Here is a 15,473-nt window from a genome sequence, read left to right as displayed (position 1 = left end):
CGCAGTTCAGCAATTCGCGCGCGCTGACCGGCATCACCTCGATCGGTGCAGGCGAGTCCGTGATCTTCTTCGAAACCGCCGATCTGGAAGCGACCAAGGCGGCGTTCATCGCCAACTGGTTCGGCGGCACCGCGCCCGATGACGTACAGTTCGGCGCCTATACCGGCTCCGGTGTCGGCCTCAGCACCGGCGGCGATCAGGTCAACCTGTACAATTCGACCGGCGAATTGCAGGCGAGCGTCAGCTTCGGCGCCTCGCCCGCCGACAATCCCTATGCGACGTTCAACAACGCGGGCGCGGTCAACAACGCCGAGATCACGACCCTGAGCGAAGCCGGCACCAACGGCGCCGCCGCCGTAACCAATGGCGACGTGACCGAAATCGGATCGCCCGGCACCGTCGGCCGGCTGTTCGTGTCCGAAGTGGCACCATGGGCAAGCGGCGACAGCCCGGTCGGCGCGGACTGGTTCGAAGTCACCAACACCACCGGCCTTGCCATCGACCTGGCAGGCTGGAAGGTCGACGACGCATCGCAGTCGCCGATCGCCGCCGTCGCGCTGAACGGTGTCGGCAGCATCGGTGCCGGCGAGTCCGTGATCTTCGTCAATGGCGGCGCTGGCGAGGTTCAGGCGTTTGTCGACACCTGGTTCGGCGGCACGCTTCCCGCCGGTATCCAGATCGGCACCTATGACGGTTCGGGCATCGGGTTGAGCACGGGCGGCGATCAGGTCAACCTGTACGACGCGGGCAACACGCTGCGCGCAAATGTCGTGTTCGGTGCGTCCACCGGGCTGCCGTCGCTTGCCACCTTCGACAATTCGGCCGGCGTGAACGGCAATGTCAGCCAGCTCAGCTCCATCGGCGTGAACGGCGCCTATCAGGTGGTGACTGCGGACGGCACCGAAACCGGATCGCCCGGCACGATCGAGACCGTGGTCGACGACAACAATGCCGCACCGACCGCGATCACGCTCGCCAATGCAATCACCACGATTGACGAGAATAGCGGCACGATCGAACGGGTGAAGCTCGCCGATGTCGTCGTTGCCGACGATGGCCTGGGCGGCAATGCGCTGGCCGTCACCGGCAGCGACGCGGCCTTTTTCGAAGTCGACGCGACCGGCCTGTATCTCAAGGCGGCACGACCCTCGATTTCGAAACCCGGGCAAGCTACGCGGTCAGCGTCACCGTCGATGATCCGACGGTGGGCGGCACGCCCGATGCCAGCGTCGATTTCGTGCTCGGCGTCAACGACATCGTCGATGAAGGCACCGGCCCGGCGATCCGCATCACCGAAGTCGCGCCTTGGGCCAGCGGCGACAGCCCGGTCGGGTTCGACTGGTTCGAGATCACCAATTTCTCGGACGCCGCGGTCGATGTCGCTGGCTGGCGCGTCGATGACAGTTCGAACAGCTTCGCATCGTCGGTTGCGCTGAACGGCGTCGGCAGCGTGGCGGCCGGCCAGTCGGTCATCTTCCTCAACACCGACGATCTGGCGCAGGGCAGCGCCGCCTTCATCGACACCTGGTTCGGCGGACAGGCGCCGCAGGGCATTGTCTTTGGCAGCTATGACGGTTCGGGTATCGGCCTGAGCACGGGCGGCGACGCCATCAACCTGTTCAACGCCACCGGCGACGTCATGGCCAATGTCGCCTTTGGCGCGGCGACCGGCGCACCGGCGCTGGCGACCTTCGACAATGCCGATGGCCTGAACAATGTGTTGCTGACGAACCTGGCGGTTGCCGGTCAGGACGGCGCGTTCCGCATCGACAATGGCGAGGGCAACACCGAAACCGGCTCGCCGGGCTATATCGCCCGGTCGCTGATCACCGGCGACGATGGCAACAACACGCTGACCGGCACCGTGCTTGACGATACCCTGCTGGGCGGTGCGGGCAACGACACGCTGTCGGGCCTTGGCGGCAATGACTGGATCGTCGGCGGTGCCGGGTCCGACACGCTGCGCGGCGGCGAAGGCAGCGACGCCTTCTTCTTTGCGCAAGCCGACAATGGTGCATCAACCGCGCGCGCCATCAAGAAAGCCGTCGACCGCATCGTCGATTTCTCGTCCGAAGACATTCTCGTCACCGATATCGCGCTGTTCGACAGCAACAGCAATGACGTGATCACCTTTGGCAGCAATCGGGTGCTCGACCTGACCGGCGGCGGACAGGTGAATATCACCGATGCGGCGGGCAAGCGGGTTACCGCAGTCGAGTTCGACGGCATCTGGCGCGACGAAGCGACCGGGATCGATCATTACGTCTACAGCCTGGTCGGCTCTGCGGCCGGTGTGTCGACGCTGGATATGTTCGGCTAGGCCGTAGACTCATAAGCCCGCAGCCACAGCCGCATTGAGGCAAGCTGGACCATGCCGAGGAAGTTAGCGGCGAGCTTGTCGTAACGGGTGACGACGCGGCCAAACTGAGGTGGTCGCGGAGATTCGGATAGTTGTTAAGCTCATCCCGACCTGCAGGAATGAAAGGGAATGAAGACGACGAGGAAGCGCTACAGCTCGCAATTCAACGCCAAGGTGGCGATGGAAGCGATCCGGGGCGACCTGACGCTGGCGGAGCTGGCAGCGAAGCATGGCATCCACCATACGATGATCGGGATCTGGAAGCGTCAGGCGATGGACGGCATGGCTGGCCTGTTCGAAGGTGGCGATCAGGGTTCGAAGGCTTCCAGCTAGGCGGAGATTGAGAAACTGCACGCCAAGTTCGGCCAACTGGTTGTGGAACGCGATTTTTTAGCCAAAGCCCCGGTCGACGAGTGTGGCACGGAGACGGTCTATGATCGAACCTGCTCATCAGCGCCTGTCGATCGCGGCGCAAGGCCGCCTTTTGCTGATCAGCCGATCATCTTACTACTGCAAGCTGGTGCCGGAGGCCCAAGAGACGCTTGCGCTGATGCGGGTGATCGACGCTGCGTTCCTCGACATGCCGTGGACGGCAGCCGGCAGATGGTCCGGCACCTACGCCGCAATGGCCACGACGTTGGGCGACGACGGGTGCGCCGGCTGATGGCGAAGATGGGGCTGGCGCCGATCTACCAGCGGCCGCGCACGAGTGATCCGCACCCGCAGCACCGGATCTGTCCCTATCTGCTACGAAACCTGGCGATCGAGCGGCCCGATCAGGTCTGTGCGCGGACGTGTGAGCTGCTGCCGGTTCCGTGGACACCAAGATAAGGTGTTTTTAGAGCTGGAGGATGGAGATGCAACGACGGAAATTCAGCCGCGAGTTCAAGCTCGAGGCGGTGAAGCTGGTGCGAGAGCGCGGGGTATCGGTGTCGCAGGCCGCCCGCGATCTGGACCGGCATGAGAACGTGCGGCGCAAGTGGGTGCGCGAGCAGGCGACTGACTTGGGATCAGCGTTTCCCGGGCACGGCGTGATGAAGCCCGAGTAGCAGGAGATTGAGCGGCTGCGCCGCAAGCTTGCCAGGATGAAGGCGGAACGCGATATTCTAGAAAAAGCGGCGGCCTACTTCGCCAGGGACTCGATATGAGGTTCGAGTTCATCGCGAAGCACCGAGGGATCTGGCCGGTGTCATGGATTTGCGAAGCGCTGGTGTTTCGCGTAGCGGCTTTCACGCGTGGCTCGTTCGCGCGCCTAGTGCCCGCGCCCGCAGCGATGAGGAGTTTGGCGCCGAGGTCCGCGCCAGCTTCATGTCCAGCTATCGAACGTACGGTGCACGCCGGGTCTGGCACGATCTTCTGACCGAAGGCCTTTCATGTGGCTTGCATCGCGTCGAGCGGCTGATGCGTGTGCATCGCCTGAGGGCGCGTCCGCGACGTCGTGGCCTGCCCAAGGACGATGGTCGGCGATCGGTGATTGCCGACAACATCCTCGACCGCCAGTTCACCCCAGAGGTGGCTATCTCAGCCCCATGGACTTCGAGCGGCAAGCGCATGTAGCCTAACTTGATGTCCATGGGACCGGCAGCAGCTCAGGGTTCGTCTACGTCGCGTTCGTCATTGATACCTACCCCAGGCGCATCGTCGATTGGCGAGCCCGCAGAACGGCCCATGCCAGCTTTGTCCTCGATGCCTTGGAACAGGCGCTTCATGATCGCCGGCCGACCCACCGGGGCGGCCTCATCCATCATAGCGACCGCGGGTCGCAATACGAGTCCATCAGGTACACCGAGCGCCTTGCCGAAGCCGGGATCGAGCCCTCGGTTGGCAGCGTCGGCAACAGCATGACAACGCTTTGGCCGAGACGATCAATGGCCTTTACAAGGCCGGGGTGATCCACCGCCGTGGGCCGTGGCGCAGCTTCGAAGCCGTCGAATACGCGACACTCGAATGGGTTGACTGGCTCAACAACCGTCGCCTGCCGGAGCCCATCGGCAACATCCCGCCTGCCGAAGCCGAAGATCAATATTACGCTGCCGCACGAAACATCGATATGGCAGCGTGACTCACGACCCAATGCCTCCGGCAGACCCGGTGCGGTTCATTCCTCCCCATCACGTCACAACAAAACACGGCGTAAGTACGGTCTGACCAAATCATTATATTGCCGCTAACCTTGTCACTTAAGCTGGCCGTAATGGCAGCACCGATAACGGTTCTCTCGACTTTCAGGGAACCGTTATGTCCTCCAATCCGGAAGTGTTAGCCTTTAGGTCTTCTCTTCATTTAAGCAGCCTTGAAGTGTGGAACCCCGGAGCTTTCGCCACCGCGATACGGCCCGCAAGCGCATGACGGCACGGACCTATAGATTGCCCGGCAACGCCTATGTCGAAGCCCGTGAAACCGAACGCATGGTCTTAGGGCGTCGCGGCGTACTACGGATCGGCAATTGCCCGCCGCCGATCGACGTGTTGATTCTTGATCTGACCCGCGAGGGGTGCAGATTACAAGGCAATGCCGACGTCAGTTCGCGAATGCGAGTCGAGGTCGGCATCGCCAATGTAGGATGCATTCCAGCGACCGTGTTGTGGTGTGAAGCGAGCTATTTTGGCTGCGCTTTTGATTTGCCGCTCCCGCCCGGCTCGGTGACGGCTGCCTTCGGTTCGCACAATGTCCTGCCGTTTCCTTCCCGGGTAGCGCCCTGGGTCTCGCCAGCTTCAATCAGCAAGCTGACGCCGCGTGTTCGCCTGTCTATACTTTTTGGAACGACGATGGTGTGCTGGGGCGCGATCGGCGTGGGATTGGCCATGTTATAATACAGCCGGCTCCGCTTTAGCGAACGTGCAGCACACGGCTCTACAACCAGCGGTAACCTTCTGTCTTTTGTCGCGACTCGGGCCGGATTGGCTGACGTGCTCCCCTTTTCTCCTCCACTCATAAGTAGAGTCCGGGGTTGCCAAGATGCCCTGGCGGATGGGGTTGTGCAAAGCGCCTGGCTGCATCGGCGGGTGTCAGCCCGCCTATCCCGCTATGCGGCCGCACATGGTTGTAGTCGTCGCGCCATGCCCGCAGCACCGACCTGGCATGGCCGAGGGACGCGAACAAGCGTCTCGTTCAGGCATTCGTCGCGCAAGCTACCATTGATGGGGTGGACGGCCCCTGCACCCAGCATCGGTGTGCCATAGTGGCCGCGGTGTTGGTCCACTTAGAGCAGGAGCCGTCCGTATGCAGATTAGCATTATTGGCCTCGATATCGCCAAGCAGGTTTTCCAGGTTCACGCGGCAGATGCAGAGGGTCGCCGGGTCGCCCAAGTGCGCCTTCGCCGGGCGCAGGTGCTCGACTACTTTCGCGATCTCCCGCCCTGCCTGGTCGGGATGGAGGCCTGCGCGACGGCGCACCATTGGGCACGCGAGCTGATCGCGCTCGGACACGAGGTCAAGCTCATGCCGCCCGCGTACGTGAAGCCATATGTGAAGCGCAACAAGACCGACGCTGCAGATGCGGAGGCGATCGCAGAGGCGGTGACCCGACCGACCATGCGCTTTGTCGCGGTGAAGTCGGCGGAACAGCAGTCGATGCTGATGCTGCACCGTGTGCGCGAGCTTCTCGTGCGTCAGCGGACCATGCTTGCGACCGCCTTGCGCGCCCACCTGGCCGAGTTCGGCATCATTGCGCCGCAAGGTATCCATCGTGTCGAGAAGCTCGCCGCTGAGGTCCGCAATCCCGCAGTTCCGTCATTGGCGCAGGAGGTGCTTTCCCTCCTTGTCGACGAGCTGGCGAGCGTCTGGCGCCGCCTAGATGCGATCGATAAGCGCCTGGTGGCTCTGCATCGGACCGACCAGGTCAGCCGCCGGCTTGCTTCCATCCCGGGCGTGGGGCCGATTACGGCAAAGGCGATCGCAAGCACCGTACCCGATCCGTCGATGTTCCGCTCCGGCCGCGAGTTTGCCGCTTGGCTGGGTCTCACCCCCAAGAGCCACTCGAGCGGCGGCAAGGACAAGCTCGGCCGCATCTCAAAGCGCGGCGACCGCTACATCCGCCACTTGCTGTACGTCGGTGCCGGTAACGCAATCCGGTTCTCGAGAGCGCGTGCAGCAACAGGCGAGGCGTGGATCCAAGGCCTGCAGGAACGCCGCCCGCCCAAGGTCGTCATCATCGCGCTGGCCAACAAGATGGCGCGCATCGCTTGGGCGTTAATGACGCGCGGCGAAAGCTTTCGCTCACCGGTGACTGTGACAGCGTAGCCGCTGTCAGCCGATTGAGCTTACCGAGGTTGCGAGCGCGAAAGTGACGTGATGGCACGACCGGGCGGACCGGGGATCGACAAAGCCCGCAGAGCTTTAGGCGCGCCATAGCGCGACCGGTTGATGAGGCGTCGATCCGCGAACTCCATCAGGGCCAGCGGTCATGAAGAAGGGCCGCGACGACAGGCTGCATACATGAACGCACCCGACCCGAACGCTGCCTGACCCAAATGATCAACCTTGCAACGCAGGGGCCGTCCATACATAAAGCTCTCGACGTAGCCGTTCTGCTGCGGCTTGCCCGGCGCGATGTAATGCCACTCGATCTGCCGGTCCTGTGCCCAGCGCAGGATTGCCAGGCCGGTCAGCTCGGTCCCGTTGTCGCTCACGATCATCAGCGGCCTGCCACGTACCGCGATGATCGCGTCGAGTTCGCGCGCGACACGGGCGCCCGATAGCGACGTATCGACCACCAGCGCCAGGTTCTCCCGCGTGAAGTCATCGACAACGGCGAGGATGCGGATACGCCGGCTGCACACCAGCGTGTCGCTGACGAAGTCCAGGCTCCAGCGCTGGTTTGGCCCTTGCGGCAGCGTCATCAATGCCCGCGTTCCCATCGCTCGCTTGCGGCCCCGCCGACGCCGCACACGCAGGTTCTCCTCGCGATACAGCCGCAGCAGCTTCTTGTGGTTCATCACGATGCCCTCGCGGGCCAGCATGATCCCCAGACGCCGATAACCGAACCGGCGACGTTCCAGCGCGATCTCGCGAAGACGCGACCGCAGGTCGCCATCATCACCACGCCGATGCGCATAGCGCATCGACGATCGATCCACGCCAAGGACGGCACAGGCCCGACGCTCGCTGATGCCGAAGAGCTGCCGAACATCCTCGACAGCCCTCCGACGAACGGCAGGCCTCACCAGTTTTTTGAGGCAGCCTGCTTCAGCACCGCATTGTCCAGCATCGCATCGGCCAACAGGCGCTTCAGTCGCGCGTTCTCGTCCTCAAGCACCTTCAGCTTGCGCGCCTGCGACACGTCCATGCCGCCATAGGTCGCCTTCCACTTGTAGAACGTCGCACTGCTCACGCCGTGCTTGCGGCACACGTCCGCCGTCTTCGATCCAGCCTCCTGCTCCCGCAGGATCGCTATGATCTGCTCCTCGGTAAACCTGCTGCGCTTCATCGTCGTCCTCCTTCATGAAGGACTCTAGCTCAGACTGGCGGAGTTTCAGGGGGAGCACGTCAACAGGGGCGGCATATCGTCGTTTTTAATTATGCCGCGCTGCAAAAAGTTTGTTATCCTATATCAGGCAGAGGTATTGCCGATCCGATACGGGCCGTAAGCGGGGTGAGTAACCAATATGGGCTTGGACGCGTTCCATAGTCGAGACAGGCGGAAGCAGGGAGAGCGGGCGACGACCCCTGCTGCGGTGCTGCGGTATCGCGCGTTTGGCGGTCTCCTGCTAGTTGATGCACTGTGCCTCGTGCTGGGGTTCTCCGCTGCAGGATATGGACGTACCTTGATGTTCGGGGAAACCCGATGGGCACTGACTATCATCGCATTGGTCCCGGTCTATTTTTTTACCGCCTTCGGTGCCCGCGCCTATAACAGCGATTGCCTGCGGCGACCCCGCCGTGCAGCATGGCGGGGGGGGAGGGCGTTGTTGCTGGCGGTGTGCACCGTCATCTTGGTCGCATTCGCCTTTCAGGCGAGCGAGGACCTCTCGCGAGGGGTGATACTGTTCGGTGCGGCCGCAACCTTCGTATTCATTATGGTTGCACGATACGGATACGTATACAACCTGCGGCATTTCATCGGCGGCAATCCGTTCAATGTCATGCTATTACATGATACAGTGTCGCCACTGCCGGCCGGCAAATTCTCGGCAACTGTGGCAATCCAGGATCGGTTCGATCCAGACATACACGATCCGATCATGTACGACCGGCTTGCACGGATCATCGCCAGCGCCGACCGTGTCGTTATCGCCTGTACACCGGAAAAACGGGTGGCGTGGGCCAGCGCGCTCAAAAGCACGAATGTACAAAGCGAGATTTTCGTCCCTGAACTGGACCAGCTCGCACCGCTGGGCGTCTCGATTCACGAGCATACCTCGACGGTCATCGTCGCGGTCGGCCCACTTGGCCTGGCCGAACGCTTCATCAAGCGGGTGTTCGATGTTGCGGCGTCCGGTACCGCGATACTGGTGCTGTTCCCGGTGCTGGCACTGATCGCGTTGATGGTGAAACTGGATAGCCCCGGGCCAATCCTATTCAAGCAGGTGCGGATCGGGTGCAGGAACGAAATGTTCCGCATCTGGAAATTTCGCAGCATGTTCGTCGAAGGCAGCGACGGCGCCGGTCACCGATCGGCGTCGCGGGAGGATGATCGCATCACCCGGGTAGGCCGCCTGATCCGCAAGACCAGCCTGGATGAACTGCCCCAGATGATCAACGTCCTCAAGGGGGACATGAGCATCGTTGGTCCACGCCCTCATGCGCTTGGGTCACGTGCTGCTGAAAAATTGTTCTGGGAAGTCGATGGCCGCTATTGGCAGCGCCATTCGGTCAAGCCTGGCCTCACCGGGCTTGCACAGGTGCGCGGCTATCGCGGTGCGACACCGTTCGAGGACGACCTTCGCAACAGGCTTCAAGCCGATCTCGAATATCTTGAGCATTGGTCAATCTGGCGCGATATCAAGATCGTGCTGCTGACCTTCAAGGTCCTGCTGCACCGCAACGCATATTGATCAGGCGGGGATGCCGCAGGACAGACCTGCGGGCCGCTATAGAATCAAGGAGTTTCTCTGATGACCATCAAACCCGTTCGCAAGGCCGTATTCCCCGTCGCCGGTCTGGGCACGCGTTTCCTGCCCGCGACCAAGGCGTTGCCAAAGGAAATGCTGACCGTCGTCGACAAGCCGGTCATTCAATATGCCGTCGAGGAAGCGCTGGAAGCGGGGATCGAACAGATCATCTTCGTCACCGGCCGCGGCAAGGGCGCGCTGGAGGATCATTTCGATATCTCCTACGAACTCGAAGCGACGATGAAGGCGCGCGGCAAGTCGATGGCGGTGATCGAGGGCATCCGCCAGAAGCCCGGCTCGCCCGTCTATGTGCGGCAACAGGAGCCGCTGGGCCTGGGCCATGCGGTGTGGTGCGCGCGCGAGATCGTCGGCGACGAACCCTTTGCGGTGCTGCTGCCCGACGAACTGATGGTCGGCGGCTTCATGCGCCAGATGGTCGAGGCCTATGACAAGGTCGGCGGCAATGTGATCGGCGCTTTGGAAGTGCCCGACAGCGAAACCGACAAATATGGCATCATTTCCCCCGGCGCGGTCGATGGCCGCCTGACCGAGGTGAAGGCGCTGGTCGAAAAGCCCAAGGGCAAGGCCCCGTCGAACCTGATGATCCCCGGCCGCTATATCCTGCAACCCGAAGTGATGCATATCCTGGACGATCAGGAACCGGGCGCGGGCGGCGAGATCCAGTTGACCGACGCGATGGCCAAGCTGATCGGCAACCAGCCCTTTCACGGCTTCACCTTTGACGGGCAGCGTTACGATTGCGGCGACAAGGCGGGCTGGCTGACCGCCAACATCGCGCTCGGACTGGCGCGCGAGGATCTGAAGGGTCCGGTGCGCGCGTTTATCGACACGCTCGTCTGACGTTTCACGGTTCAAGGCCGCCTGTGGCGGGGAAAAGGACATTCAATGCGGATCAGGATGGTAGGCTCGGGCTATGTCGGGCTGGTGTCGGGCGCGTGCTTCGCCGATTTCGGACATGACGTGATCTGCGTCGACAAGGACCAGTCGAAGATCGACGCGCTCCATGCGGGTCGGATGCCGATCTACGAGCCGGGGCTGGACGAACTGGTCGCGCGCAATGTCGCCGCGGGGCGACTGCGTTTCAGCACCGACCTGGCCGACAGCGTCAAGGATGCCGAAGCCGTGTTCATCGCGGTGGGCACGCCGTCGCGACGCGGCGATGGCCATGCCGATCTCAGCTATGTCTATGCCGCCGCCGAAGAGATTGCCGGCGCGATCACCGGCTTCACCGTCATCGTCGACAAATCGACCGTGCCCGTCGGCACCGGCGACGAGGTCGAGCGGATCATCCGCGAAGCCAATCCGCAAGCCGATTTCGCTGTCGTCTCGAACCCCGAGTTCCTTCGCGAAGGCGCCGCGATCGACGATTTCAAGCGGCCCGACCGTGTGGTCGTGGGCGGCGACGACGAACGCGCGCTGGAAGTCATGCGCCAGATCTATCGCCCGCTGACGCTCAACCGCTCGCTGGTCATCGAAATGAGCCGCCGCGGGGCGGAGTTGACCAAATATGCGGGCAATGCGTTCCTGGCGACCAAGATCACCTTCATCAACGAAATCGCCGACCTGTGCGAAAAGGTCGGCGCCGATGTGCAGGACGTGGCGCGCGGCATCGGCCTGGACAACCGCATCGGGTCGAAGTTCCTGCACGCCGGTCCCGGCTATGGCGGGTCGTGTTTCCCCAAGGATACGCTGGCGCTGCTCAAGACCGCGCAGGACCATGACGCGCCCCAGCGCATTGTCGAGGCCGTGGTCGCGGTCAACGACAACCGCAAGCGGGCGATGGGTCGCAAGGTCATCGCCGCAATGGGCGGCGACGTGCGCGGCAAGACGGTCGCGATCCTTGGCCTGACCTTCAAGCCCAATACCGACGACATGCGCGACAGCCCGGCGATCGCGGTGATCCAGACGTTGCAGGACGCCGGCGCCACCATCCGCGCCTTCGATCCCGAAGGGACCGAACAGGCCAGGAAAGTGCTCGACAATGTCGAATATTGCGAAGGGCCGTATCAGGCGATGGAGGGCGCCGATGCGGTGGCCATCGTCACCGAATGGGATGCGTTCCGCGCGCTCGACCTGAACCGGGTCAAGTCGCTGCTCAGCGCGCCGGTGCTGGTCGATCTTCGCAACATCTATCCGCGCGCGACGGTCGAGGCGGCGGGCTTCACCTATCACGCGGTCGGTCGCTGACATGACGGCGCCGGTCCTCGTCACGGGCGCGGCGGGCTTTATCGGCCATGCAACGGCCCATCGCCTGCTGGATCGCGGCGAACGAGTGATCGGCGTCGATATCGTCAACGACTATTATGATGTCGCGCTAAAGGAAGCGCGGCTCGCCACGTTCGCGGATCGCGACGGGTTCGACTTCCACCGCATCGACATTGCCGATGCCGATGCGGTGGCGGCGCTGGTTCGCGACCATCGCATTCGCCGCGTCGTCCACCTCGCCGCACAGGCGGGGGTTCGCTACAGCCTGGAAAACCCGTTCGCTTATGAGCGCTCGAACCTTGCCGGGCATTTGTCGGTGATGGAGGCGTGCCGCCACGCCCCCGGTTTCGCGCATCTGGTCTATGCCTCCTCCAGCTCGGTCTACGGCGACCGGCCGATGGGCGGCGCGGGCTTTTCGGAGGATGAGGCGGCGACCGATCCGGTCTCGCTCTATGCCGCGACCAAGCGCGCGTGCGAGTTGATGAGCCAGTCCTATGCGCGGCTCTATGGTTTTCCGCAGACGGGGCTGCGCTTTTTCACCGTCTATGGTCCGTGGGGTCGCCCCGACATGGCCTATTTCGGCTTCACGCAAAAGATCATGCGCGGCGAGCCGATCGAGGTTTATGGCGAAGGCCGCATGGCGCGCGACTTTACTTATATAGACGATATCGTCGACGGGATCGTCGGCGCGCTCGACCACCCGCCCGCGCCGGGCGGCCACCGGGTGCTCAATATCGGCGACAGCCATTCTGTCGGCCTGATGGAAATGATCGAGACGCTGGAGCACGCGATCGGGCGTGAGGCGGTCAAGGTGATGCGCCCGATGCAGCCGGGCGACGTGACCGCAACCTATGCTGACATCTCCCGCCTCAATGCGCTGACCGGCTACAAACCAAAGGTGATGCTGGCCGAGGGGCTGGCCCGCTTCGCCGACTGGTATCACGACTTCTACCGGATCAACGCGCGCGGCTGAACGTGAAAAGCCCCGGCCGGTGTGACCCGGCCGGGGCTTTTTCGTGGCCCGCCACCCTTGCTGTCCGTAACGGAAGGGGCAGGCCCGCCGCCGGTCCCGGTGAACGGGCCATGGCGGCGGTTACGCGAATATGCTTACTCGATATCTGCCGTGCTTATTGCAGCAGCGACAGGACGCCCTGCTGCGACTGGTTGGCCTGCGCCAGCATCGCGGTCGAGGCCTGGCTCAGGATCTGCGACTTGGCGAGTTGCATCGTCTCGGCCGAGAAATCGGCGTCTTCGATCCGGCTGCGCGCGTCGGTCAGGTTGGTCGCGTTGTTGGTCAGGTTGTTGACCACCGACTGCAGGCGGTTCTGCGATGCACCAAGCGAGGCGCGGTTGGTCGAAACGGTGCCCAGCGCGGTGTCGACCAGCGCCAGGGCCGCCGTCGCGCCGGCCGCGGTCGAAACGTCAGCGGCGGTTGCGGCGCTGAGGTCGAGGTCGGTCAGCGACAGTTCCACCACGTCCGTCGCGTTGGCGCCGGTCTGGATCGACACGACGCCTGCGGTGCCGGCGGTGCCATCGAACAGCTTGACGCCGTTGAACTCGGTGTTGTCCAAGATGTCCGTAATTTGCGAGGTCAGTTCCGTAACTTCGGCCTGCAGGTTGGTGCGGTCCCCGGCGTCATAGGTGCCCGATGCCGACTGGACGGCCAGTTCGCGGACACGCTGCAGCATGTTGGTCACTTCGCCCAGCGCGCCTTCAGCGGTCTGCGCCATCGAGATGCCGTCATTGGCGTTGCGGATGCCCTGGTTCATGCCGCGAATCTGCGATGTCATCGACGTCGAGATGGCGAGGCCGGCGGCGTCGTCCTTGGCGGAATTGATGCGCTTGCCGGTCGACAGACGCTCCATCGCGGTGTTCAACGACTGATTCGCGGTCGCCGATGCATTTGCGGCCCGCAGCGAGCCGATATTGGTTCCGATCACGGTCATAGTTCGATCTCCATTCACCCGAACCGCCCGCCATCCCCCCAAAAATATTCCTGGGACCCGAGCAGCTAAACCAGTGAACGACCGGCGATCGCCCGGCTTTAGCAAAAAGATTCCGGCCAAAACCGCCCCGTGCGGGGGTTAATATAATCCCTACGCGCGCGCGGGCCACAGGAGCGGAAAATCCTTGCCGCCCCCGGCAGATTTTACCCGTCGTTAACCAACCCCCCGCTACTTCGCGATCATCAAGGGGGCCGATTTTCAATGACAACGATCATTCCGTCGCGCGCGGTGCAGCGCGACCATTATCTGCTGCTGTCCGTCCTTCGGTCGCAGGGTCTGGAAATCGCCGATGCCGACGCCGCGCCGCGTCCCGGCGACCGGTTCCTGGTCGCGGGCGGCGAAGCGATGGCGGTCCCCGCGCAGACGATGATCGTGGCCCGCGGGCGTCAGATCGCCCGCCCCTTCACCGATGGCGCGCCGGCGATGGTCGGGTTCGATGACAACGACGCCGCGACCGGTGCGGGCTTCGCCAGCGCGATGCTGCGCCAGCCCGATGCGGTGGTCGCCGCCGACCCCGAAAGCCTGGCGCTGCTGGCGCTGGCCGAACGCGTCGGCCGATCGGACATCACCGTGCTCATCAACGGCCCGACCGGCACCGGCAAGGAAGTGCTGGCGCGCACGATCCACCGCGCGTCGGACCGGCGCGACGGCCCGTTCGTCGCGATCAATTGCGCGGCACTGCCCGAAACCATGCTGGAAGCGATGCTGTTCGGCCATACCAAGGGGTCGTTCACGGGCGCTTCGTCGGGCGGTCAGGGCTTTTTCCGCGCGGCCAATGGCGGCACGCTGCTGCTGGACGAGATCGCGGAGATGCCGCTGGGGCTTCAGGCCAAGCTGCTGCGCGCGCTTCAGGAACGCGAAGTCGTGCCGATCGGCGCAACCGAGCCGGAGAAGATCGACGTCCGCATCATCGCCTGCGCCAACCGCGACCTTCAGGACGAAGTGGCGGGCGGCCGTTTCCGCGCCGACCTGTATTACCGGCTGTCGGTATTCCCGCTGTCGACGCGTGCGCTGATCGATCGCAAGGCCGACCTGCCCGCGCTGGCGACCGCGATGATCGTGCGCCATGGCGGCGGCCGCGCGCAGCTTCCCTGGCTGTCGGCCGACGCGCTCGACCGGCTGGACGCGCATGACTGGCCGGGCAACGTCCGCGAGCTAGAAAACGTCATCCAGCGCGCGCTGCTGCTGTCGACGGGCGAGCGGATCGAGGCGTCGGACATCATCTTCGACCGCCCCAGCGCGCCGCGCGCCGTGGCGAATGACGAAGGGAATGGACGCCTGTCGAACATCGTGCAGATGCACGAGTTTCAGGCGATCCGCGACACGCTGGCCGCCTGCAACGGCAGCCGGATCGAAACCGCGCGGCGGCTGGGCATTTCGGAGCGCACCCTGCGCTACCGCCTGGCGCGGCTGCGTGAACAAGGTGAGACGATCACCGATCAGAGGGCTTCGGCATGAGCGTGAACGGCATTGGCGGCGGCGCCTTGAGCGTCGACCGGATCATGGCGATGCGCCAGCAGATCCTCGAGAAGAACCAGGCGCTGTCGCGCGCCAATCAGGACGTGGCCGCGCCCGCTACTGCACCGCAATCGGCCGCGCCCGCGGTCAGCAACTTCGCCGACACGCTGGAAGGCGCGCTGGGTCAGGTCAACCGCGCCCAGCATCAGGCCAGCAACCTGTCGGCCGCCTATGAACGCGGTGAGACGATCGATATCGCCAAGGTGATGCTCGCTCGCCAACAGGCCTCGGTCGGTTTTGAAGCCACGCTGCAAGTCCGCAACAAATTGCTGTCCGCCTACAAGGACATCATGAGCATGCCGGTGTAACGCG

The 15,473-nt window shown here is 63.5% G+C and carries 11 protein-coding genes and 4 pseudogenes; 12 read left to right on the top strand and 3 right to left on the bottom strand.

Features of this window, described 5'->3' with window-relative positions:
• Window positions 1-59: 59 nt before the first annotated feature.
• The 5 genes and pseudogenes from VL973_RS02200 to VL973_RS02175 all read left to right on the top strand — a co-directional run.
• Window positions 60-713, top strand: a pseudogene (locus VL973_RS02200) (lamin tail domain-containing protein); the annotation flags it as partial.
• A gap of 524 nt (window positions 714-1,237) precedes the next feature.
• The gene (locus VL973_RS02195) at window positions 1,238-2,320 is read left to right on the top strand and encodes a lamin tail domain-containing protein (RefSeq protein WP_325282398.1); all 1,083 of its coding nucleotides are present in this window, start codon (window positions 1,238-1,240) and stop codon (window positions 2,318-2,320) included.
• A gap of 168 nt (window positions 2,321-2,488) precedes the next feature.
• Window positions 2,489-3,172, top strand: a pseudogene (locus VL973_RS02185) (IS3 family transposase); the annotation flags it as partial.
• A gap of 38 nt (window positions 3,173-3,210) precedes the next feature.
• Window positions 3,211-4,421, top strand: a pseudogene (locus tag VL973_RS02180) (IS3 family transposase).
• A gap of 283 nt (window positions 4,422-4,704) precedes the next feature.
• Window positions 4,705-5,172, top strand: a complete 468-nt coding sequence (locus VL973_RS02175) for a hypothetical protein (protein ID WP_325282397.1) — start codon at window positions 4,705-4,707, stop codon at window positions 5,170-5,172.
• Between the two features lie 118 nt (window positions 5,173-5,290).
• Here VL973_RS02175 and VL973_RS02170 read toward each other — a convergent pair whose 3' ends face one another.
• Window positions 5,291-5,461 (bottom strand): integrase core domain-containing protein, encoded by a 171-nt coding sequence (locus VL973_RS02170; RefSeq protein WP_414712181.1) that lies wholly within the window; start codon window positions 5,459-5,461, stop codon window positions 5,291-5,293.
• Between the two features lie 120 nt (window positions 5,462-5,581).
• Between VL973_RS02170 and VL973_RS02165 the strand changes: the two genes are divergently transcribed.
• Window positions 5,582-6,601: an IS110 family RNA-guided transposase gene (locus VL973_RS02165; protein ID WP_325282396.1), complete on the top strand. Its 1,020-nt coding sequence runs from the start codon at window positions 5,582-5,584 to the stop codon at window positions 6,599-6,601.
• A gap of 266 nt (window positions 6,602-6,867) precedes the next feature.
• Here VL973_RS02165 and VL973_RS02160 read toward each other — a convergent pair.
• Window positions 6,868-7,787 (bottom strand): annotated as a pseudogene (locus VL973_RS02160) (IS3 family transposase); the annotation flags it as partial.
• Window positions 7,788-7,965: 178 nt separating this feature from the next.
• On the opposite strand from VL973_RS02160, the gene VL973_RS02155 reads away from it, so the two are divergent.
• From VL973_RS02155 to VL973_RS02140, 4 genes are read left to right on the top strand one after another with little or no spacing between them, the layout of a single operon-like run.
• On the top strand, window positions 7,966-9,354 hold the full coding sequence (locus tag VL973_RS02155) for an exopolysaccharide biosynthesis polyprenyl glycosylphosphotransferase (RefSeq protein WP_325282395.1): 1,389 nt from the start codon (window positions 7,966-7,968) through the stop codon (window positions 9,352-9,354).
• Window positions 9,355-9,414: 60 nt separating this feature from the next.
• Entirely contained in the window at window positions 9,415-10,272 is an 858-nt protein-coding gene (galU, locus tag VL973_RS02150) for a UTP--glucose-1-phosphate uridylyltransferase GalU (protein ID WP_325282394.1), read from the top strand.
• A gap of 45 nt (window positions 10,273-10,317) precedes the next feature.
• Entirely contained in the window at window positions 10,318-11,619 is a 1,302-nt protein-coding gene (locus VL973_RS02145) for a UDP-glucose dehydrogenase family protein (protein ID WP_325282393.1), read from the top strand.
• 1 nt (window position 11,620) lies between these two features.
• A complete protein-coding gene (locus VL973_RS02140) occupies window positions 11,621-12,610 on the top strand; it encodes an SDR family NAD(P)-dependent oxidoreductase (protein WP_325282392.1) in 990 nt (329 codons plus the stop codon).
• Between the two features lie 154 nt (window positions 12,611-12,764).
• Here VL973_RS02140 and VL973_RS02135 read toward each other — a convergent pair whose 3' ends face one another.
• Window positions 12,765-13,583 carry a flagellin N-terminal helical domain-containing protein gene (locus VL973_RS02135; RefSeq protein ID WP_325282391.1) on the bottom strand — a complete coding sequence of 273 codons (819 nt, stop codon included), beginning with the start codon at window positions 13,581-13,583 and terminating at the stop codon, window positions 12,765-12,767.
• Between the two features lie 261 nt (window positions 13,584-13,844).
• On the opposite strand from VL973_RS02135, the gene VL973_RS02130 reads away from it, so the two are divergent.
• A complete protein-coding gene (locus VL973_RS02130; protein ID WP_325282390.1) occupies window positions 13,845-15,101 on the top strand; it encodes a sigma-54 interaction domain-containing protein in 1,257 nt (418 codons plus the stop codon).
• On the top strand, window positions 15,098-15,469 hold the full coding sequence (gene fliE, locus VL973_RS02125; protein WP_325282389.1) for a flagellar hook-basal body complex protein FliE: 372 nt from the start codon (window positions 15,098-15,100) through the stop codon (window positions 15,467-15,469). Before VL973_RS02130 ends, fliE begins: the two co-directional genes overlap by 4 nt.
• The last annotated feature ends 4 nt before the right edge of the window (window positions 15,470-15,473 follow it).

The organism is Sphingomonas sp., assembly GCF_035490575.1.
In the GTDB taxonomy this organism is placed as follows: domain Bacteria; phylum Pseudomonadota; class Alphaproteobacteria; order Sphingomonadales; family Sphingomonadaceae; genus Sphingomonas.
Note: the sequence above shows the minus strand (reverse complement) of the source record. Positions and strands in the feature narration are given on the sequence as shown.